Consider the following 18,525-nt stretch of genomic DNA (forward strand, 5'->3'; position numbering starts at 1 on the left):
CTCGCCAGGCGAACCTCCCTTCGCTGTGTCGCCCGTCCACGGCGTCCGACCGACGGCATCCTGGACCAGCCCGCTGCGACCGGCGCAGCGGACCGGATCGAGGGGTGCGTGTGGAGGACACCGGGGCGCCGATGCTCGACTTCGAGTCGGCGGAGGGCGCGGCTCGTGAGCCCGTGGTCGTCGTGCAGCCCGGGCGACCCCGCTGGGCCAGCCTGTCGGCGCTCGTCCTGGACGCGGTCTGGACGCCCGGCACCTCGCACGACCGGGTCGTCGTCCCCCTGGTGCACCGGGTGCTCGGCCCTGCGGCGACCGGGCCGATGGTCACGACTGAGGCGCCGGCCGCCGACAGCCATCCGTTGCCGCGCCTGCTCGCCCGCTTCCCCGACGAGCAGGCGCTGGAGGAGGCGGCGCTGAACCGGCAGCGGACGTCGACCCGCGGTGGCGTGACCAAGGCCGAGGCGTCGCTGCGCTACGCCCGCACACTCGTCGCGCACGGCGTGCTGGGCGTGGAGGACCTGCCACGGCTCCGCGCCGACCCGGCGGCGTGGGCGCGGCTCGACCGGGCGCTCAGCCGCATCCCCGGAGAAGGGCAGCAGGGCGCCCGCCGCAGCCGGTTCTGGCGGCTCTGCGACGTCGATCGGTAGAAGCGGGGCCGCCGAGCGCGGGTCGAGGCGTGGGGTCGGCCACCTCAGCCGGCGCAGCGGTGGTCCTGGTCTCGGCTGGCCTCGCGTGACAGAAGAGTGCAACGCCGCCGTGGGACCCTGGGCGTCTGCTGCAGACTCCGGCGCCTCGCTGTACAACGTGGACCCGGCGCCCGCTCCCCAGGACACCCCGACCCCTCGCAGCGCCGAGCACGCGCGGCTGGCCGAGTCCGCCGACATGTCCGCGCCGTGGCGGATGTGGGGCCCGTACCTGGCCGGTCGGCAGTGGGGCACCGTCCGGGAGGACTACTCCGCCGACGGCGACGCCTGGGCGTCGTTCCCGTTCGACCACGCCGTGGCCCGCGCCTACCGCTGGGGTGAGGACGGCCTGGGTGGCCTCTGTGACCGCTACGGGTTCCTCAACTTCTCCGTCGCGATGTGGAACGGCAAGGACCCGGTGCTCAAGGAGCGGCTGTTCGGGCTGACCAACGCCGAGGGCAACCACGGTGAGGACGCCAAGGAGCACTGGTGGGCCGTCGACGGCACCCCCACCCACTCCTGGATGCAGTGGCTCTACCGCTACCCACAGGCCGAGTTCCCCTACCAGGAGCTCCGGGACGAGAACGCCGGCCGCAGCAAGCTGGAGCGCGAGTACGAGCTCGCCGACACCGGCGTCCTGGACGCGGACCGCTTCTTCGACGTCCAGGTCACCTACGCCAAGAACGCCCCGGACGACGTCTGCACCGTGGTTCCCGGGGCCGTGGCGGGTGCGGCGCCACGGGGGAGCGCCGCACCCGGCACGGGGTCTCCGGGGTGACCGGTCACGTGCCGACCATCGACCGCCACGGCCGGGTGGCGAACCGGTCGGTGCCGGCCCGTGCCGCCAGCCCGGCAGCGGCTGCGCTGGAGCGCGCGCGCACGTCCGCCTCCGGAACGGTCACCAGCGAACCGTCGGACACCACCAGCCGGCCGTCGACGTAGACCCGGCTGACCTCGTCCCCGCGCTGGCTGTACACCAGCGACGACACCGCCGCGTGCACCGGCGTCACACAGAGGTTGCTCATGTCCAGCACCACGACGTCCGCCCGCTTGCCCACCTCCAGCGACCCGATCGAGTCCGCCATCCCGAGTGCCTGGGCCCCGTCGATGGTCGCCATCTCCAGCGCCTTCTCCGCGGTCATGATCTCCGGGTCGCGGTGCACCCCCTTGTGCAGCAGCGCCGCGAACTTCATCGCCTGCAGCATCGAGTGGTTCGATGACGACGCGGGCCCGTCCGACGCCAGCCCCACCGTGATGCCACGCCGCTGCATCGCGGGCACCGGCGCGAACCCCGACCCCAGGTACAGGTTGGAGCAGGGGTTGTGCGAGACCTTCGTGCCGGTCGCGGCCAGCAGGTCCAGATCGGCGTCGTCGACCTGCACGCAGTGCGCGGCCAGCAGGTCCGGTCCCAGCAGACCGGTCTCGGCCGCGAACGGCACGTCACGGGACCCGAACCGGCGCAGCGACTCCTCGACGTCGAACGGCGACTCCGACAGGTGCATCGTCACCAGCGCCCCGGTCGCGTCGGCCAGCGCCCGGGTCTGCACCAGCGTCTCCCGGTCGACCGACCAGCTCATGCACGGCGCCAGCCCCACGGTCACCCGCGAGTCGGGCCGGTTCCACACCCCGATCAGCCGCTCGGCATCCAGGAGTGCGTCGTCCAGCGGCTGCACCAGCTCCGGTGGCACCCCGACGTCGGCCCCCGCGGTCATGTACCCGCGGGCCATCACCCCGCGGATCCCGACGTCGGCCATGGCCTGCGCCACCGCGTCGCCCAACGTGCGGCGCGGGTGCACGTACATGAAGTCCAGCAGCGTCGTCGTCCCGGTGGTGAGCGCCTCCGCGCACCCGTGCAGCGCACCGGCGTAGCAGTCCTCCGGCGTCAGCTGCACCGCCGACGGCCCGGTCATCGAGGTGAACCAGTCCGAGAGCACCCGGTCGTCGCCGAGGCCCTTGAGCAGGGTCTGGAACAGGTGGGTGTGGGTGTTCACGAACCCCGGGACGATGAGCTGCCCGGCACAGTCGACGACGGTCGCCCCGGGGTGGTCGGCGGAGACCGACGCCGTGTCCCCGACGGCCACGATCACCCCGGCGTCGGTGAACGCCACCGCCCCGGCGGTGAGCACCCGGCGCGCGGGGTCCATGGTGACCACCGTCGCCCCGGCCAGCACGGTGATGCTCATGCCCGGTCCTCCGGGATCAGCGCGAGCACCTTGTCCGGCGTCCACGGCCCGTCCGAGGTGAGGTTCACCCCGAAGACTCCCAGCGCGTCCTGCAGCGCACCGACCAGCGCACCCGGGGCCCCGGTCGCGCCACCCTCACCGGCGCCCTTCATCCCGTAGGGGTTCAACGGGGTCGGGCTCTCCATGTGGTCGGTGCGGATCCAGGGCATGTCCCCGACCGTCGGCATGATGTAGTCCTGCAGCGTCACCGGCAGCGGTTGACCGTCGGGCCCGTAGGCCAGCTCCTCCATGAAGGTGCCGCCGAGCCCCTGGGCCACCCCGCCGTGCACCTGCCCGTCGACGATCGTCGGGTTGATCACCGTGCCGCAGTCGTGCACCACCACGTAGTCCAGCACCTGCACCTCGCCGGTCTCCACGTCGACGGCGACCTTCGCCGCGTGCGTGGCGTCGGAGAACGCGATCCCACCCGCCTGGTGCTGGTAGGTGGCCTCCAGGTTGAACGTCATCCCCCCGGGCAGCGGCGCGTTCCACGCCGTCGCCGCCCCGGCCAGCTCACCCAGCGACAACGACCGCGCCGGCACGCCGCGCACGTGCGCCGCGCCGTCGCGCCACTCCAGGTCGGCGACGTCGATCTCCAGCACGTGCGCGGCGATGTCCATCGCCTTGTCCTTGACGACGCCGGCCGCCTTCCGCGCCGCCGCGCCGCCGATCGCCGCCGAGCGGGACGCGAAGGTGCCCACGCCGTCGGCGACGACATCGGTGTCGCCGTAGATGATCGTGATGTCCTCGAGGTCGACCTCGAGCTCGTCGGCAACCAGCTGGCTGAACGTCGTCACGTGCCCCTGCCCGTGCGGCGAGGAGCCGGTCAGCACGGTCACCTTGCCGGCGCCGTCGACCCGGACGACGGCCGACTCGTACGGCCCGATCGACGTCTCCTCCACCAGCGAGGCCAGGCCGATGCCCAGGTACTTCCCCTCCGCCCGGGCGGCCGCCTGCTCGGCCGGCCAGTCCGGGGTGAGCCCGATCATCTCCACGGCCCGGGTGAGGCAGGCGCCGTAGTCACCGGTGTCGTAGACGACCTGACCGGCCAGCACGATCGCCGTGCCGCGGTCCAGCGGCAGCTCGTCCGGGGTGATCATGTTCTGCAGCCGCAGCTCCACCCGGTCCCGGCCGAGATCTGCGGCGATGGTGTCCATCATCCGTTCCATCACCAGCACCGCCTGCGGGTGGCCAGCGCCCCGGTACACCGCCAGCGGCGTCTTGTTGGTGACCACGCAGTGCGCTCGGGCCCGGTAGTGCGGGATCCGGTACGGCCCGCGGAGCATCGCGCTGGAGATGGACGCCGGGGTGGTGGCCAGCGTGCAGTACGCCGCGCCGTTCGACGTCCAGCTCTGCGCGTCGACGGCGGTGACGGTGCCGTCGTCGGTCACTGCGACCCGCACGGTGTGCTTCTGCTCGCGGGCGTGTGACGAGGCCACCATCGAGGTGCGGCGGTCCTCGATCCACTTCACCGGGCGCCGCAGCCGCAGCGCGAACAGCGGGGCGAGCACCTCCTCGCAGTAGAACTCGCACTTCGCGCCGAACCCGCCGCCGACGTCCGGGGCGACCACCCGGATCCGGCTCTCCGGCATGCCCAGCACCCCGGAGAGGAAGCCGCGCACGAGGTGCGGGAACTGCGTGGAGGTGGTCAGCGTCAGCCGCTCGCTGATCGGGTCGACCTCGGCGACCACGCCACGGGTCTCCATCGGCATGGGCACGTACCGGTGGATGGTGAACGTCTCCTCGTACACCCGGTCGGCGGCGGCGAACGCGGCGTCGACGTCCCCGGCGTCCTGGGCGATCGTCGTCACCACGTTCGTGCCGTGCTCGGGGTAGAGCAGCGTCGTCCCGTCGGTCGCCTCGTCCAGGTCGACGACGGCCGGCAACGGCTCGTAGCCGACATCGACCAGCGACAGCGCGTCCTCCGCGCCGTACTCGGTGGTGGCGACCAGCGCGACCACCGGCTCGCCCACGTACCGGACGACGCCGTCGGCGAGCGCCGTCTGCAGCGCCGGCAGTGAGTCGGGGTAGCTGTCGATGCACGGCAGCGGCCCGGCCTGGTCCTTGATGTCGTCCCAGGTGAGCACCGCGAGCACCCGCGGGTCGGCCAGCGCCCGGGTGGTGTCGATCGAGGCGATCCTGGCGTGCGCGTGGGGTGAGCGGACGACACCCATGAACACGGTGCCGGTGAGGTTGATGTCGGCCACGAAGCGCCCGCGGCCCAGCAGGAGACGGGGGTCCTCCCGGCGCTTGACCGCGCCGCCGACGTACTTGGGGCGGGCGAGCTGCTCGGTCACTGGTCGCCCTCCACGGGTCGGCCGGCGGCCTGACGGGCCGCCTTGAGGATGTTCTGGTAGCCGGTGCACCGGCACAGGTGGCCGTTGAGCGTGTCGACGATCGTCTCCTCGCTCGGCGCGGGCTCCTTGGCCAGCAGCCCGGTCAGCGAGCAGACGAAGCCGGGGGTGCAGAAGCCGCACTGCATGCCGTGGTTGTCCTGGAAGGCCTGCTGGACCGGGGTCAACCGGCCGTCGGGGGAGACGCCCTCGACGGTGGTGACCGCGCAGCCGTCGGCCTGGACGGCGAACAGCAGGCAAGAGCGCACCGCCTCGCCGTCGACCAGGATCGTGCACGACCCGCAGGTGCCGTGGCCGCAGCCGACGTGCGTGCCGGTGAGGCCGAGGGTGTCGCGCAGGAAGTCGGCCAGCAGCGTCCGGCCGGGGACGGCGCCCTCCACGGGCAGGCCGTTGACGGTGAGGCTGATCGGGATCAGTGGAGTACGAGCGGGGGCCTGTGTCATGGGGTGACCTCCAGGTCGGCGAGGGCGGCCTTCACCGCACGGGCGACGACCACCGGCAGGACGCGGGTGCGGTAGCCCGCCGGGGAACGGGTGTTGACCTCGGCGAGCGCCTCGCCGTCGGCCAGCCGGGCGGCATCCCGCACGGCTTCTGCGGTGGGGGCCACGCCGGTGAGGGCGGCTTCGGTGGCGGTCATGCGCACCGGCCGGTGACCGAGCCCGGTGACCGCCACCCGGGCATCGGTGACGGAGCCGCCCGCGACGGTCAGCTGGGCGGCCGCGGCGATCAGGGCGAAGTCCTTCGCCTTGCGGGTGACCTCGTAGAAGCCGGCGCCGGTCCCCGGTGGCGCGGCGCGGAAGGACACCGCGGTGACGAGCCCGCCGGGTGGGACGGCGGCGGTGAACGAGTCGAGGAAGAAGTCGGCGGCCGGCACGGTGGCCGCGCTGCCGTCGGGGGAGAGGACGGTGAACTCGGCATCCAGGGCCAGGGCCACCGCGGGCATCTCCGACGCCGGGTCGTGGTGGCAGAGGTTGCCCACCACGGTGCCGCGGGCGCGCACCTGCGGATGGGCGACCCGGGCGAGCGCCGCGGTCACCAGCGGCGCGTGCTCGCGCACCAGGTCCGAGGTGAGCGCGGTCGCCATCCGGACCGTGGCCCCCAGGTGCACCCGGCCGTCGCCGATGGTGAGGTGGTCGAGCCCCTCGATGCGGTTGATGTCCACGACCACCGGTGGGGTGGCCAGGCGCAGGTTCAGCAGCGGTACCAGGCTCTGCCCGCCGGCGAGCACGCGGGCGCCCTCTGCCCGGGCCAGGTCGGCGAGCGCGTCGGTGACCGTCGCCGGGCGCCGGTAGTCGAAAGCTGCGGGTTTCACCGCGCTCCTCTCGCTGGACGGGTCCTGCGCTGGTGCGGGGACCGGATGACGTCATCGTGCGGGGCGAGCGGGACTCCGGCCATGGACGTCGTGGTGCGATCTGCCGCGTGGGACTGGACGTTGTGTCCGGACCCTGATCTGCTCCGGTCATGTCGATGACGTTGGCCGAGGTGCTGCGGATCGACGCCCTGGCCCGGGCCCGGCCCGAGGTCGTCGTCGGTGCCGACCTGCTGGAGCGGGACGTGCGCTGGGTGCACACCAGCGAGCTCGCCGAGGCCGCCTTCCTGCTCAAGGGCGGGGAGCTGCTGCTGACCACCGGGCTCGGCCTGGGCGGACGGGGCGCGGTGGGGGAGACCGCCTACGTCGCGGCGCTGGCCGAGCGGGGGGCCGCAGCGCTGGCGCTCGAGCTGGGCTGGACGTTCCCCGCCGCGCCCCCCGCGCTGGTCGCGGCGTGCCGGGAGAACGGCCTGCCGCTGCTGGTGCTGCGGGAGGTCGTGCCCTTCGTTGAGATCACCGAGCAGGTGCAGTCGGCCATCCTCGAGAGCTCGATGGATGCGCAGCGGCGGGACCGCGAAGTGCGCGAGGTGCTCACCGACGCCCTGCTCGACGGCGCCGGCCCGGCGGAGCTGACCGCCCTGCTCTCCTCCCTGGTCCGCGCGCCGGTGACCGTGACCACCGCCGACGGCGCGCTGGTCGTGTCCGCGGGTCTGGAGTCCCCCGGGGCCCGGCGCCGGGGGCGGCCGGTGGTCCGCCGGGACATCGTCCTGCTGGAGCGGCACTGGGGGCAGGTGGCCGTGCTGCCGCCGGCCCGCGGTCAGGATCCCGCGGTGATCGCCGTCTGCAGCTTCGGCGCCGAGGCGCTCGGGCTGGCCCTGCTGCGCTCGGCCGCCGGCGACGACCTCGGGCAGCGGCGCGCCCAACTGCTCACCGACCTCGCCGAGCGGAGCTGGCGGTCCCCCGGGGAGCTGGTTGCCCGGGCTCGGGTGCTGGGCCTTCCCTTCACCCCCGAGGGCCGCTACGTCGCACTGGTGGTGACCGGGCTCGGCGGGAGCGACCTGGACGCGGTCGTCCGCGCGGTCGGCGGGGCGCTCCCGGCCGGGACGGCTCTCGTGGCCGATGTGGGGGACGACGTGGTCGCCGTCGTCCGGACCTCGGGTGCGCTGACGGCCGCCCGTGCGGCGCTGGCCGCCGTTGACCGGGTGCCCGCGAATGGTCGCCGGGACGGTGCCCGGGTCTCGGCCGGGCCGGTGGTCGGCAGGCTGGAGGACGCCGACCGCTCACTGTCCGCGGCGCGGCGAGCGCTGGACCTCGCCCCGGCCGGGGATCGGGTGGTGCTGGCCGGGCAGATGACGGCGCAACTGCTGCTCAGCGACCTGACCGCGGAACCGCTGGCCGAGCAGTTGGTCCGCGAGGAGATCGGCCGGCTGGTCGAGTACGACGCCGCGCACGGCACCGCCCTGGTGCACACGCTGCGGGTGTACCTGGGCAACTCGTCGTCGAAGGTGCAGACGTCGGCGGTGCTGCGACTGCGCCGGCAGACGGTGCACGGCCGGATAGCCCGCATCGAGGAGCTGATCGGGGACGTCCATGCGCCGTCCCGGCACACCTCCCTGGTGGTCGCGCTCGCTCTGCACGCGCTGCCCCGCTGACCGCTCCCCGTGACCCAGCCCGCAGCCGAGCTCGGGGCGGTGTTCCAGCCGGTGACCGAGCTGGCAGCGGGATCAGGAGAGTGCGCGCTGTGTCTCGCTCCACCGCGCCCCGTCCCACCAGCGCTCGGCCGACGGGTCCGAGGGATCGCGGTACCAGCCCGGCTGCGGCCCGGCCTGGCCGATCATCGGCTGCGCCACGACGACGACCGGGTCCGGTCGGCTCCGGGCCGCCATCGCCAGCGACACGACCCAGCCGACGAAGGTCCATCCGAGGAACAGGTTGAGGACGAGCACCGTGCCCCGGTCGGCGATGCCCCGGGCGAACGCGATGATCGTGGGGGTGAAGTAGAGCGCCAGCAGCACGAGGATCATGAGGAGGACGACGAAGCCGCCGCCTCCGCTGCCAGAGTCGTCCATGGTGTCCTCCGTGACGGGTGCCGTCCCCGCTGCCCCCGTGGCCCGGGATCCGGTTCGCCAACGATCGCCGGAACCGCACCGGTGCGGATCCGGGCCAGCCCGCGCGGAAGCCGCGGAATCCCCGCGCCGCGGACCCGTGCTGCCACGGTGGTGCGCCGCTCCCTTGTCCGCGACCATGCGTCGGTGCGGGTGGCCATCGCGGACGACAGCCCTTTCTTCCGGGAGGGGCTGGCCGTGCTGCTGCAGAGCGCCGGTCACGAGGTCGTCGCGCTCGCCGCGGACGGCGTCCAGCTGCTCGCTGAGCTCCGGGCCTTGGCCGCGCTGCCCGACGTCGTCGTCATCGACGTCTGGATGCCGCCCACCCACACCGACGAGGGCCTCGTCGCCGCCGAGCAGCTGCACGTCGGGTGGCCCGACCTGCCGGTGCTGCTCCTCTCCGCGCACGTGCAGCCCTCCTACGCCACCCGGTTGCTCGCCAGCGGCACCCGCGGGCGCGGACTGCTGTCGAAGGACAAGGTCGACGACCTCGATACCCTGCTCGACGCCCTGGGCCGGCTGACCACCGGTGGGCTCGTGCTCGACCAGGACGTCGTCGCGGACCTCATCGCCCAACAGCGTTGCGCCGGTCAGCTCGACCGGCTGAGCGCCCGCGAGCGCGACGTCCTGAGGTCGATGGCCGAGGGGCGCTCCAACCGGAGCATCGCCGGCTGCCTGCACCTCAGCGAGCGGACCATCGAGGCACACACCGCGAGCATCTTCGACAAGCTCGGCATCTCCGCCGAGAGCGGCGACAACCGCCGGGTCCGTGCGGTCCTCACCTGGCTGCGCGGCCACGCGGTGGTGGCAGCGGAGCCAGGAGCGCGGACGTCGTCAGGGTGAGGGGATCCGGACGTCGACCTGCGTCCCCCCGCCCGGTGGGCTGACGACGACGAGGCTCCCGCCCAGTGCGCTGACCCGGTCGGCCAGTCCGCGGAGGCCGGCGCCGTCGACATCCGCCCCGCCCTGGCCGTCGTCACTGATCCGCAGGACGAAGTCCCCGTCGACCAGCCGGCCCCAGATCGACACGGTGCCGGCGTGCGCGTGCTCGTCGGCGTTCGCGAGCGCCTCGGAGATGACGAAGTAGGCGGCCGACTCCACCAGCTCGTCCAGGCGCTCGGCCGGCAGTTCGACCAGCACGGGCACCGGCCGGCGCCCCACCATCTCGGCGACCGCCGCACCCAGCCCGGCCTGGGTGAGCACGGCGGGGTGCAGCCCGCGGGCCAGGTCCCGGATGTCGGCCAGCGCCGTGCGCAACTGGTCCTTGATCTCGGTCAGCTCTCGTTGCGTGGTCTCGTCCGCGGTCCGCGTGCGGGCCGCCTCCAGCCGCATCGACAGCGCCAGCAGGTTCTGCTGGGCGCCGTCGTGCAGGTTGCGGCCGAGCCGGCGCCGTTCGCTCATCTGCGCGTCCAGGATGCGGGTGCGCGACGCCCGGACCTCGCCCAGCTGGGCGCGTAGCTGGGCCTGCAACCAGGCGTTCTCCAGGGCCAGGCCGATCGAGGCCATCGTCGAGTCGACCAGGCCGGCGTGGTGTCGCAGCCGGGGGTCCAACGCCACCCGGGCCAGTGGGGCGCCGGAGCTCGCGTGCACGTCCACCATCAGCTGGTCCCGGCCCGTGGGCGATCCGGCAGGTCGGCCCGCGCCGTCGATGTAGCCGGCCCGTTCCGGTGACCAGAACAGCACGGTCGCCGTCGGGTCGCGCAGCAGGGTGCGCACGGCTCCCTGCACCGAGTCCGGCGTCGCCGGCCGGATCAGCTGACCCACCTCTCGTGCCACGTCGGCGTTGGCCAGCCGGCTGCGCAGGGCGGTCAGCGCCACGCTGATCGGCAGCGCGAGCAGCGCGACGCTCTGGGTGGCGACCATCGCTGCCCACGCCTCCTGCGACGCCACCAGCACCTGCCCGCTGGTGGTCACGGCGCCGACGACCGCACCGGTGCTCACCCCGAGCAGCGCAGGCAGCAGGGCCAGCCGGTCGATGCCGGAGGCCGCACGCATCCGCTGGACGAAGAGGGTGATCGCCCCGGCGGCGAGCGCGAGGCAGCCGATCGAGTAGATGACGATCGTCGTCACGTGCCAGGCGGGTGAGGTCAGGAGAGTCGGCCACCAGGCACCGTCGGCGAAGCCGATCCACTCCGGTTCGGAGACGAGGGCCTGGGCCACGTTGACCGGGACGAGGACGGTCACCAGGACGGCGATGTAGCCGCGCACCCAGCGGGTCCATGGCAGGTCCGACGGATAGCTGAGCATCGCGATCCCCAGCAACGCCCACGCGACCCCGCTCAGCGTCCAGCTGAGGAACGGCCTGACCCCGTGGTCGGCCACTCCCCAGAGGCTGGTCGGCCAGAGTGCGCCGACTGCGAGCAGGGGTGCGCCGGTTCGGCGTGCCCGCGGCCGGCCCAGGAGCAGCTGCCCGGTCACGGCCAGGGCGACGGCGACGAGCACCGTCAGTGCGGTCGTCGTCGGCCAGTCGCGCCAGGTCAGCGGAACCGACGCAGCAGCGGAGGCGACCAGGCCGGCCCAGCCCAGCAGCGCCCACCGGGTGTGCAGCCCCGGGCGCGCCCGGTCCGAGGCCCCCGCCATCTTCACAGCGTGGGCGCATCGGCGTGTGACGCCAAGTCCGCGGGGACGATGACGGCGCGCCGCGTGCCGACCGACGGGGTACGGGTGCAACGGGCGAGACGGGTGGCGGTGACCCTGGTCTCGGACGGTCCCGCCTGACACGCCCCGGCAACCAACCCGTGGGACCGTGGGGTCCGTGACTGACGCGACCCCCGGCGCCGCGCCGATCCACGAGCCCACCCCGCAGTCCGAGGCCCAGCCTCGCAGCGCCGAGCACGCACGCCTGGCCGAGTCCGCCGACATGTCCGCCCCCTGGCGGATGTGGGGCCCGTACCTGGCCGGCCGGCAGTGGGGCACCGTCCGCGAGGACTACTCCGCCGACGGCGACGCCTGGGCGTCCTTCCCGTTCGACCACGCCGTCGCCCGCGCCTACCGCTGGGGCGAGGACGGCCTGGGCGGCCTCTGCGACCGCTACGGCTTCCTCAACTTCTCCGTCGCGATGTGGAACGGCAAGGACCCGGTGCTCAAGGAGCGGCTGTTCGGGCTGACCAACGCCGAGGGCAACCACGGCGAGGACGCCAAGGAGCACTGGTGGGCCGTCGACGGCACCCCCACCCACTCCTGGATGCAGTGGCTCTACCGCTACCCGCAGGCCGAGTTCCCGTACCAGCAGCTTCGGGACGAGAACGCCGGCCGCAGCAAGCTGGAGCGCGAGTACGAGCTCGCCGACACCGGCGTCCTGGACGAGGACCGGTTCTTCGACGTCCAGGTCACCTACGCCAAGAACGCGCCGGACGACGTCTGCATCGTCGTCACCGCCACCAACCACGGCCCGGACGCCGCGCCCCTGCACCTGCTGCCGCAGGTCTGGTTTCGCAACACCTGGTCGTGGGGCGGCGACAAGCGCCAGGGCGTGCTCACCCAGCTGCTCGCGCCCACCCTCAGCGTCAACGGCCTGGAGGCGATCGAGGCCGAGCACGGCTTCCTCGGCCGCTACGTCCTCGCCGCCGAGGGCGCGCCGAACGTGCTGTTCTGCGACAACGAGACCAACGCCGTCGAGCTCTTCGGTGCCGCCCGCAACGCCACCAAGTACACGAAGGACGGCATCAACCGGTGCGTCGTCGAGGGTGACCGCGACGCGGTCAACCCCGCCGACACCGGCACGAAGGCCGCTTTCTGGTACCAGTGGGACGCCGTCCAGCCCGGCGAGACGGTCAGCGTCAAGCTGCGGCTGCGCAAGCCCGATCCGGACGACGACACGTTCGGCCCCGAGTTCGACGCCGTCCTGCAGAACCGCAAGCACGAGGCCGACGAGTTCTACGCCGACGTCATCCACCCGAGCCTGTCCGCCGACGACCGGCACGTGGCCCGCCGCGCCTACGCCGGCCTGCTGTGGACCAAGCAGCTCTACCGCTACGACGTCGCCCAGTGGCTCGACGGCAGCCCCGACGAGCCGGCCCCCGAGGAGCGCAAGCAGCGCGGACGGCGCAACGTCGGCTGGCGGCACCTCGCGCTGGCCGACGTCATCTCCATGCCCGACGAGTGGGAGTACCCGTGGTTCGCCGCGTGGGACACCGCCTTCCACTGCCTGCCGCTGGCGCACGTCGACCCCGACTTCGCCAAGGAGCAGCTGCTGCTCATGTGCCGCGAGTGGGCGATGCACCCCAACGGCCAGCTGCCGGCCTACGAGTGGGCGTTCGGCGACGTCAACCCGCCGGTGCACGCCTGGGCCGCCTGGCACGTGTACCGGCTCGACGGCTACCGCGACCAGCAGTTCCTCGTCCGGGTGTTCACCAAGCTGCTGCTGAACTTCAGCTGGTGGGTCAACCGCAAGGACGCCGACGGCTCGAACGTCTTCGAGGGCGGCTTCCTCGGGATGGACAACATCGCGCTGTTCGACCGGTCCGCGCCGCTGCCGCCGGGTTACAAGCTGGAGCAGTCCGACGCCACCAGCTGGATGGCGTTCTACTGCCAGCAGATGCTCAAGATCGCCCTCGAGCTCTCGCGGTTCGACCAGGCGTGGGACGGCGTCGCCACCAAGTTCTTCGAGCACTTCCTCGCGATCGCGCAGGCGATGAACGCCTTCGGCTCGCACGAGGTCTCGCTGTGGCACGAGGAGGACGGCTTCTTCCACGACGTGCTCATCGCCCCCGACGGGACGACGGAGCCGCTGCGGGTGCGCTCGATGGTCGGGCTGCTGCCGATCCTGGGCGCCACCGAGATCCCGCCGTGGGTGAGCCAGCTGTCGGACGTCGCCGACCGGGTGCGGTGGCTGCAGAGGCGGCGGCCGGAGCTGATGGGCCCGCTGCGCAGCCGGTCGACGCCGGAGGGCCGGAAGATGATCCTGTCGCTGGTCGGCAAGGAACGGCTGGCGCGGATCCTGGAGCGGATGTTCGACACCGAGGAGTTCCTCTCCCCGTTCGGCATCCGGTCGCTGTCGAAGGCGACCGGGCAGGTGTTCGCCAACGTCGGCGGGCGGGACGTGTCGATCGAGTACGAGCCGGGGGAGAGCCGCACCAAGCTGTTCGGCGGCAACTCCAACTGGCGCGGCCCGGTGTGGTTCCCGGTGAACGTGCTGCTCGCGGACAAGCTGCGCACGCTGGGCCGGCACTACGGCGACTCGTTCACCATCGAGATCCCGACCGGTTCGGGGAAGCGCTGCACGCTGATCGAGGCCGCGGACCTGATCGACAACTCGCTCACCCGGCTGTTCCGGCCGGTCGACGGCAAGCGCCCGGCCGACGGCAAGCGCATCGAGTCGAGCGACTCACCGCTGTGGCGCGAGCACCCGACCTTCAGCGAGTTCTTCGACGGCGACACCGGCGAGGGCCTGGGCGCCACGCACCAGACCGGCTGGACGGCGCTGGTCGCGCACCTGCTCAACCCGCGCCTGCCCGCCGACCCCCGCTGGGCCTGACCCCCTTCGCCGCCGAAATGGCCATTTTGGCGACGGAGGGGGTCGGTCAGGCAGTGTCGACCACGGCCAGGCCCTCGTCGCGCCACGCGGCGAGCAGCTCGCGGTCGCCGGTCGCCGCGACGAGATCGTCATCGGCCACCGACAGCGCGGCGGCGCAGTGGACGGCGTCGTAGCCGCGCAGGCCGTGGCGGTGGGCGGCTGAGGACGCCGCGCGCAGGCGCGGCTCGTCAGCGGGGATGACGGTGACGTCGCTCCATAGATCGGCGAGCAGGTGCGCCGCGGCAGTCGCGGCGGTGGGGGAGAGGCGTCGCGCCCGTTGCGCGCGGGCCAGCGCTGCTGACGCCTCGACGTGTCCGAGGGCTGAGCAGAGCACGACATCGGCGGCGTCCCACAGGCGTCGGCACCGAGCTGACGACAGCTCGGCAACCAGGAGCGGGACGAGGGCGGACGTGTCCAGGTACAGGTTCACCGACGGTCGGCGAGGACCGTCTCGGAGAGGGCGACGTTCGCGACGACCGGGTCAGGTGCGGGGCGCTTGCGGTGTGTCGGGGGCTGGACGACGCCCTCGGAGATGAGCTGCTCGAGGGCGCTGGGGGCGCCGATGGGACTGATCCGGGCCACCGGCGTGCCGTGGTCGGTCACGGTGATCGTGGCGCCCCGGCGCACGTGGGCGAGGTGCTTGCTCAGGGCGTCGCGAAGCTCCCGGATGCCGATACTGGTCACCGCCGCCTCCTTGTGGCCACCGTTGGTGCGCCGATTGTAGCCACCATCAGCGTGGCTCATCGACCTCGATGGTGCGACCTCATCTCCCGCCGCCCGCAGCTGACCCGCAGGGCGAGCCGGGTCGGCGAGGGACGAGGGGCTCACCCGAACTTCTCAGGTGGTCAACTGACCGGAGGCGGACCGCTGAACGGGCACTCCCTGCGGCGGGATGCCGACCGGCAGGGCCACGGCCAGGGGAACGTCGGTCAGCGGGAAGGGCTCGCGGCTGCTGTCGAAGGTGGTGTGCTCCCACTTCCAGCTCTCGATGCGCGGCCCGACCCAGAACAGGTAGATGCCGAAGGTGATGAGCGACAGCAGCCACCACTTGATCCAGTTGCCGAAGAGGCCCATGGCCGAGCCGGTGAAGACCAGCTGGTAGCCGTCGATGTACGAGTCCTTCGCCCGCCAGCGCTCGCGCAGCACGAGGGCGAACGGGTAACAGATCCCGAAGGTGCACACGGTGATCAGCAAGCCGAGCAGTGCGGTGCCCACGTAGGTGGCGGCGCCACCGTCGAACCTGAAGCGTCCAGATCGCGCCACGTCATCTCTCCTGTCAGCCGAGTGAGCAGTTCCTGGACGTCATCGGCTGGTGAGTCCCCAGTCCGTCCCGGTCAGACAGGTCGGCGCTGTGACTGGTGCGGCTGGCGTGCGCGGTAGGGACGACGCGGAGCCGCAATGAGCTGTGCGTGGGCTGAGCCATGACACGGTCCTGGAGCTCTCGAGCCTGACCGGCCGGTGAGCAGTCGCTCGACCACCGGGTCGGGCACCATCCACGGGGAGAAGACGTGACTCAGCCACCGTTCGGCCCGCCACCGCAGGAGCAGCCCTACGGAGCACCTCCGGCGCCGCAGACGCAGGCGTTCGGCGTCCCTGGCGGCGTTCCGCCGATGCCGGGCGTGCCCCTGCAGGTCCAGCCGGAACAGCCCACGGCGAAGCGACGGTGGCCCTGGGCCGTGGCGGCGCTCGTCGTCGCGTTCGGCGTCGGCGCTGCGGCCGGTGGTGGTTCAGCAGAGCAAGCGGACGCCGATGCGGCTCCTGCCACGACCACCGTCGTCATCACGGAGACGGCCCCCGCGCCGGCTCCGGTCGTGCCGTCGCCTGAGCTGGCCCCGGTGCAGGCGCAACCGGCGCCGACGACGCCGGTCGAGACCACTCCGGTCGTCGACTTCGCCATGCCCAGTCTGGTCGGACTCGACCTGCAGACGGCTCAGAACACGGTCCAGGAGAACGGCGTCTTCTTCAGCGTCTCGCACGACCTGCGAGGGTCACGTATGCAGGCGGTCGACTCGAACTGGATCGTCTGCACGCAGAACGTCGCTCCGGGCGAGCGGGTCACCGGTGACGTCGAGGGGAAGATCGACTTCGGTGTCGTGAAGCGGGAGGAAAGCTGCCCCTGAGCCGGCAGGGCTGAGCGGGATCGCGCCCATTCGGCTCGCGAGCGAGGAGGCGGTGCCGGGCATCGAGCGTGACGCCCGGCACCGCCACCAGGGTGCTGGTCAGGCCGGGCCGGGTGCGGCGTCCTCGCCTGCGGTGCGCGCCAGGGCTGCCCGCGCGGTGGGAGACGTCGGCTCGTACCGCTGCGGCTTGCCTTCCATCCAGGTGATGACGGCGCGACCGGCGCTGACCTGGCTCGCGTGCCCCCGTCCGGCTCACCCCGCCCGGGCGCGCGAGCCGACCGGGTGCGACGTGGTGATCCGCGCGGTCAGGTGCACCTCGACGGTGTCGCCGGCCTGCTTCCCGATCGCCGTCCGCAGCTCTCCCTTGACCGGCAGCTTGTGGGTGCCGTCGCCCATCGCCATGAACGAGCTGCGGAACGGGTGGCCGTCGATCGTCCCGGTCACCTTCACCAGCCCGCGCGTGCCGAAGAACGCCGCCGAACGCGGCCACACCAGGTAGGTCCACCCGCCGTCGGCCGGGCTCCTCACCAGCCGGGCGGTGAACCGCTCGTCGAGCACGGTCATCGCGCACCCCCTCGTCCGCCGGCCCGAGCGGCCGGCTCGGAGTGGAGACCGCGACCGCCCGCCGGACTCATCGGTGAGATGGGCGAGGAGATTCTGGCCTGACGTGCGCTGGACGGCGCGCCCCACGACTGCGCGGATAGGGTCGCCGTCGTGCGCCCAGACGACCTCCCGCCCGCACCGAAGCGCCACGTGCCCGGAGTGGTCGGGGAAGGTACTTCGTGAGCCTCGAGTCGGAGCGGGACCTCGAGCCGAGCATCAACTTCTACACGCGGAAGTGGGTGCGGCCCGAGGACCTGAACGCGCACGGGACTTTGTTCGGCGGCAGCCTGCTGCGGTGGATCGACGACGAGGCCGTCGTGTACGCGGCCATCCAGCTCGGCACGGCCAAGGTGGTCACCAAGTACATCTCCGAGATCGACTTCGTCGGCTCCGCGCGGCTCGGCGACATCATCGAGATCGGGCTGGTCGCCACCGACTTCGGCCGCACGTCGCTGACCATGCGGGCCGAGGCGCGCAACATCGTGACGGGGGCGAGCATCCTGACGATCGAGAAGGTCGTCTTCGTCGCGGTCGACGAGGACGGTCGCCCGTTCGCCCACGGCTACACCTCGCTGACCCGAGGCCGAGAGCGCATCCGCCGCTGACCGAGGGGCGGGCGCGGGTCAGGCTCGGGTGACTCCCCGCTCCTGCCCTCGGCTCACTTCCGGGTACAGGACGCCGAACAGCGGTGGGCAGGTCAGCTGCTCGTCGCGCGGGCTCCGACGGGGTGAGCGGTGGTGATCCGCTCGGTGAGGTGCACCTCGACCGTGTCGCCGGCCTGCTTGCCGATCGCCGTCCGCAGCCCGGCCTTCACCGGGAGCTTGTGCGTGCCGTCGCCGAGCGCCATGAACGAGCTGCGGAACGGGTGGCCGTCGATCGTCCCGGCCACCTTCACCAGACCGCGGGTACCGAAGAAAGTCACCGAGTCCGGCCACACCAGGTAGGTCCACCCGCCGTCCGCGGGGCTCTTCACCAGCCCTGCGGTGAACCGTTCGTCGAGGACCGTCATCACGCCCCCTCCACCAGGACGAGCACGTTCCCGTCGGGGTCGCGAACGGTGAACATCGGCGGGGCGACGTCGCCCATCCGCAGCACCTGCTCGTCGACGTCCGCACCGCGTTCGCGCAGCCGCACGTGGGACGCATCGGCGTCCGCGGTGCCCAGCCGGATGCCCGGCGGGAAGCCGCTGGCCGCGGCGATCAGCGCGATCGTCGTCCCTGCGGACGGCGGTGCCACCTCCACCCACCGCATCCCCGGACCCAGCTCCGCGTCGCGGCGGACCTCCATGCCGAGATCGTCGACGTAGAAGTCGATCGCCCGCTGCAGGTCCGTGACGACGACCGGGCTGCTGACCACCCCGGTGACCGTGCTCGTCGTTTCCTCGTTCATGCCACACCTTCCCTCCGCCCCGGCGCGAACGGCCGTGGTGAACTCCAGACCTGGTCGGCGCCGGGAAGTCATCGGTGCGTCGCCCCGACACGGCCCTTTCGGCGGGTCACCCGGGGGGGGGGGGGGGGGGGGGGGGGGGGGGGGGGGGGGGGGGGGGGGGGGGGGGGGGGGGGGGGGGGGGGGGGGGGGGGGGGGGGGGCGGGGGGCCGCCCCGGGGGGGTCGCGCGC

At 72.8% G+C, this 18,525-nt stretch carries 19 protein-coding genes; 7 read left to right on the forward strand and 12 right to left on the reverse strand.

Going from position 1 to position 18,525, the window contains the following annotated elements:
• Positions 1-104: 104 nt before the first annotated feature.
• The gene (locus tag ACI783_RS06155; RefSeq protein WP_457139626.1) at positions 105-644 is read left to right on the forward strand and encodes a hypothetical protein; all 540 of its coding nucleotides are present in this window, start codon (positions 105-107) and stop codon (positions 642-644) included.
• A 109-nt stretch (positions 645-753) separates the two neighbouring features.
• Entirely contained in the window at positions 754-1,458 is a 705-nt protein-coding gene (locus ACI783_RS06160; RefSeq protein WP_457139627.1) for a hypothetical protein, read from the forward strand.
• A 4-nt stretch (positions 1,459-1,462) separates the two neighbouring features.
• Here ACI783_RS06160 and ACI783_RS06165 read toward each other — a convergent pair whose 3' ends face one another.
• Genes ACI783_RS06165 through ACI783_RS06180 form a run of 4 tightly spaced genes read right to left on the reverse strand, consistent with a single transcriptional unit; the run spans position 1,463 to position 6,568 of the window.
• The gene (locus ACI783_RS06165; RefSeq protein WP_457139628.1) at positions 1,463-2,863 is read right to left on the reverse strand and encodes an amidohydrolase family protein; all 1,401 of its coding nucleotides are present in this window, start codon (positions 2,861-2,863) and stop codon (positions 1,463-1,465) included.
• The gene (locus ACI783_RS06170; protein ID WP_457139629.1) at positions 2,860-5,199 is read right to left on the reverse strand and encodes a xanthine dehydrogenase family protein molybdopterin-binding subunit; all 2,340 of its coding nucleotides are present in this window, start codon (positions 5,197-5,199) and stop codon (positions 2,860-2,862) included. Before ACI783_RS06170 ends, ACI783_RS06165 begins: the two co-directional genes overlap by 4 nt.
• A complete protein-coding gene (locus tag ACI783_RS06175) occupies positions 5,196-5,699 on the reverse strand; it encodes a (2Fe-2S)-binding protein (RefSeq protein WP_457139630.1) in 504 nt (167 codons plus the stop codon). The genes ACI783_RS06170 and ACI783_RS06175 overlap by 4 nt, the downstream gene beginning before the upstream one ends.
• Positions 5,696-6,568, reverse strand: coding sequence for an FAD binding domain-containing protein (locus ACI783_RS06180; protein ID WP_457139631.1), 873 nt, complete (start codon positions 6,566-6,568; stop codon positions 5,696-5,698). Before ACI783_RS06180 ends, ACI783_RS06175 begins: the two co-directional genes overlap by 4 nt.
• A gap of 149 nt (positions 6,569-6,717) precedes the next feature.
• On the opposite strand from ACI783_RS06180, the gene ACI783_RS06185 reads away from it, so the two are divergent.
• Positions 6,718-8,217: a PucR family transcriptional regulator ligand-binding domain-containing protein gene (locus ACI783_RS06185; protein ID WP_457139632.1), complete on the forward strand. Its 1,500-nt coding sequence runs from the start codon at positions 6,718-6,720 to the stop codon at positions 8,215-8,217.
• A gap of 72 nt (positions 8,218-8,289) precedes the next feature.
• Here ACI783_RS06185 and ACI783_RS06190 read toward each other — a convergent pair whose 3' ends face one another.
• Positions 8,290-8,634, reverse strand: a complete 345-nt coding sequence (locus tag ACI783_RS06190; RefSeq protein WP_457139633.1) for a superinfection immunity protein — start codon at positions 8,632-8,634, stop codon at positions 8,290-8,292.
• A 183-nt stretch (positions 8,635-8,817) separates the two neighbouring features.
• Here ACI783_RS06190 and ACI783_RS06195 point away from each other — a divergent pair, with 183 nt between their 5' ends.
• Positions 8,818-9,513, forward strand: a complete 696-nt coding sequence (locus ACI783_RS06195) for a response regulator transcription factor (RefSeq protein ID WP_457139634.1) — start codon at positions 8,818-8,820, stop codon at positions 9,511-9,513.
• On the opposite strand, the gene ACI783_RS06200 is transcribed toward ACI783_RS06195, so the two are convergent.
• Positions 9,505-11,250 (reverse strand): sensor histidine kinase, encoded by a 1,746-nt coding sequence (locus ACI783_RS06200; RefSeq protein ID WP_457139635.1) that lies wholly within the window; start codon positions 11,248-11,250, stop codon positions 9,505-9,507. The two genes, ACI783_RS06195 and ACI783_RS06200, sit on opposite strands and share 9 nt — an antisense overlap.
• Before the next feature lie 175 nt (positions 11,251-11,425).
• On the opposite strand from ACI783_RS06200, the gene ACI783_RS06205 reads away from it, so the two are divergent.
• A complete protein-coding gene (locus tag ACI783_RS06205) occupies positions 11,426-14,146 on the forward strand; it encodes an MGH1-like glycoside hydrolase domain-containing protein (protein WP_457139636.1) in 2,721 nt (906 codons plus the stop codon).
• A 46-nt stretch (positions 14,147-14,192) separates the two neighbouring features.
• Here ACI783_RS06205 and ACI783_RS06210 read toward each other — a convergent pair whose 3' ends face one another.
• The 3 genes from ACI783_RS06210 to ACI783_RS06220 all read right to left on the reverse strand — a co-directional run bounded on the left by ACI783_RS06210 (position 14,193) and on the right by ACI783_RS06220 (position 15,448).
• Complete coding sequence (locus ACI783_RS06210) at positions 14,193-14,615, reverse strand: type II toxin-antitoxin system VapC family toxin (protein ID WP_457139637.1); 423 nt, start codon at positions 14,613-14,615, stop codon at positions 14,193-14,195.
• On the reverse strand, positions 14,612-14,929 hold the full coding sequence (locus tag ACI783_RS06215) for a type II toxin-antitoxin system Phd/YefM family antitoxin (protein ID WP_457139638.1): 318 nt from the start codon (positions 14,927-14,929) through the stop codon (positions 14,612-14,614). Before ACI783_RS06215 ends, ACI783_RS06210 begins: the two co-directional genes overlap by 4 nt.
• 93 nt (positions 14,930-15,022) lie before the next feature.
• Positions 15,023-15,448, reverse strand: a complete 426-nt coding sequence (locus tag ACI783_RS06220; protein ID WP_457139639.1) for a DUF898 family protein — start codon at positions 15,446-15,448, stop codon at positions 15,023-15,025.
• Positions 15,449-15,861: 413 nt separating this feature from the next.
• Between ACI783_RS06220 and ACI783_RS06225 the strand changes: the two genes are divergently transcribed.
• Entirely contained in the window at positions 15,862-16,305 is a 444-nt protein-coding gene (locus tag ACI783_RS06225; protein ID WP_457139640.1) for a hypothetical protein, read from the forward strand.
• A 252-nt stretch (positions 16,306-16,557) separates the two neighbouring features.
• Here the strand turns inward: ACI783_RS06225 and ACI783_RS06230 are convergent, their stop codons facing one another.
• The gene (locus ACI783_RS06230) at positions 16,558-16,869 is read right to left on the reverse strand and encodes a DUF1905 domain-containing protein (RefSeq protein ID WP_457139641.1); all 312 of its coding nucleotides are present in this window, start codon (positions 16,867-16,869) and stop codon (positions 16,558-16,560) included.
• Positions 16,870-17,087: 218 nt separating this feature from the next.
• On the opposite strand from ACI783_RS06230, the gene ACI783_RS06235 reads away from it, so the two are divergent.
• Positions 17,088-17,513, forward strand: coding sequence for an acyl-CoA thioesterase (locus ACI783_RS06235; protein ID WP_457139642.1), 426 nt, complete (start codon positions 17,088-17,090; stop codon positions 17,511-17,513).
• A 92-nt stretch (positions 17,514-17,605) separates the two neighbouring features.
• Here the strand turns inward: ACI783_RS06235 and ACI783_RS06240 are convergent, their stop codons facing one another.
• Both ACI783_RS06240 and ACI783_RS06245 read right to left on the reverse strand, forming a co-directional pair.
• The gene (locus ACI783_RS06240; RefSeq protein WP_457139643.1) at positions 17,606-17,917 is read right to left on the reverse strand and encodes a DUF1905 domain-containing protein; all 312 of its coding nucleotides are present in this window, start codon (positions 17,915-17,917) and stop codon (positions 17,606-17,608) included.
• Positions 17,917-18,297: a VOC family protein gene (locus ACI783_RS06245; RefSeq protein WP_457139644.1), complete on the reverse strand. Its 381-nt coding sequence runs from the start codon at positions 18,295-18,297 to the stop codon at positions 17,917-17,919. The genes ACI783_RS06240 and ACI783_RS06245 overlap by 1 nt, the downstream gene beginning before the upstream one ends.
• Positions 18,298-18,525: the final 228 nt, after the last annotated feature.

Source organism: Modestobacter sp. SYSU DS0511 (assembly GCF_054050755.1).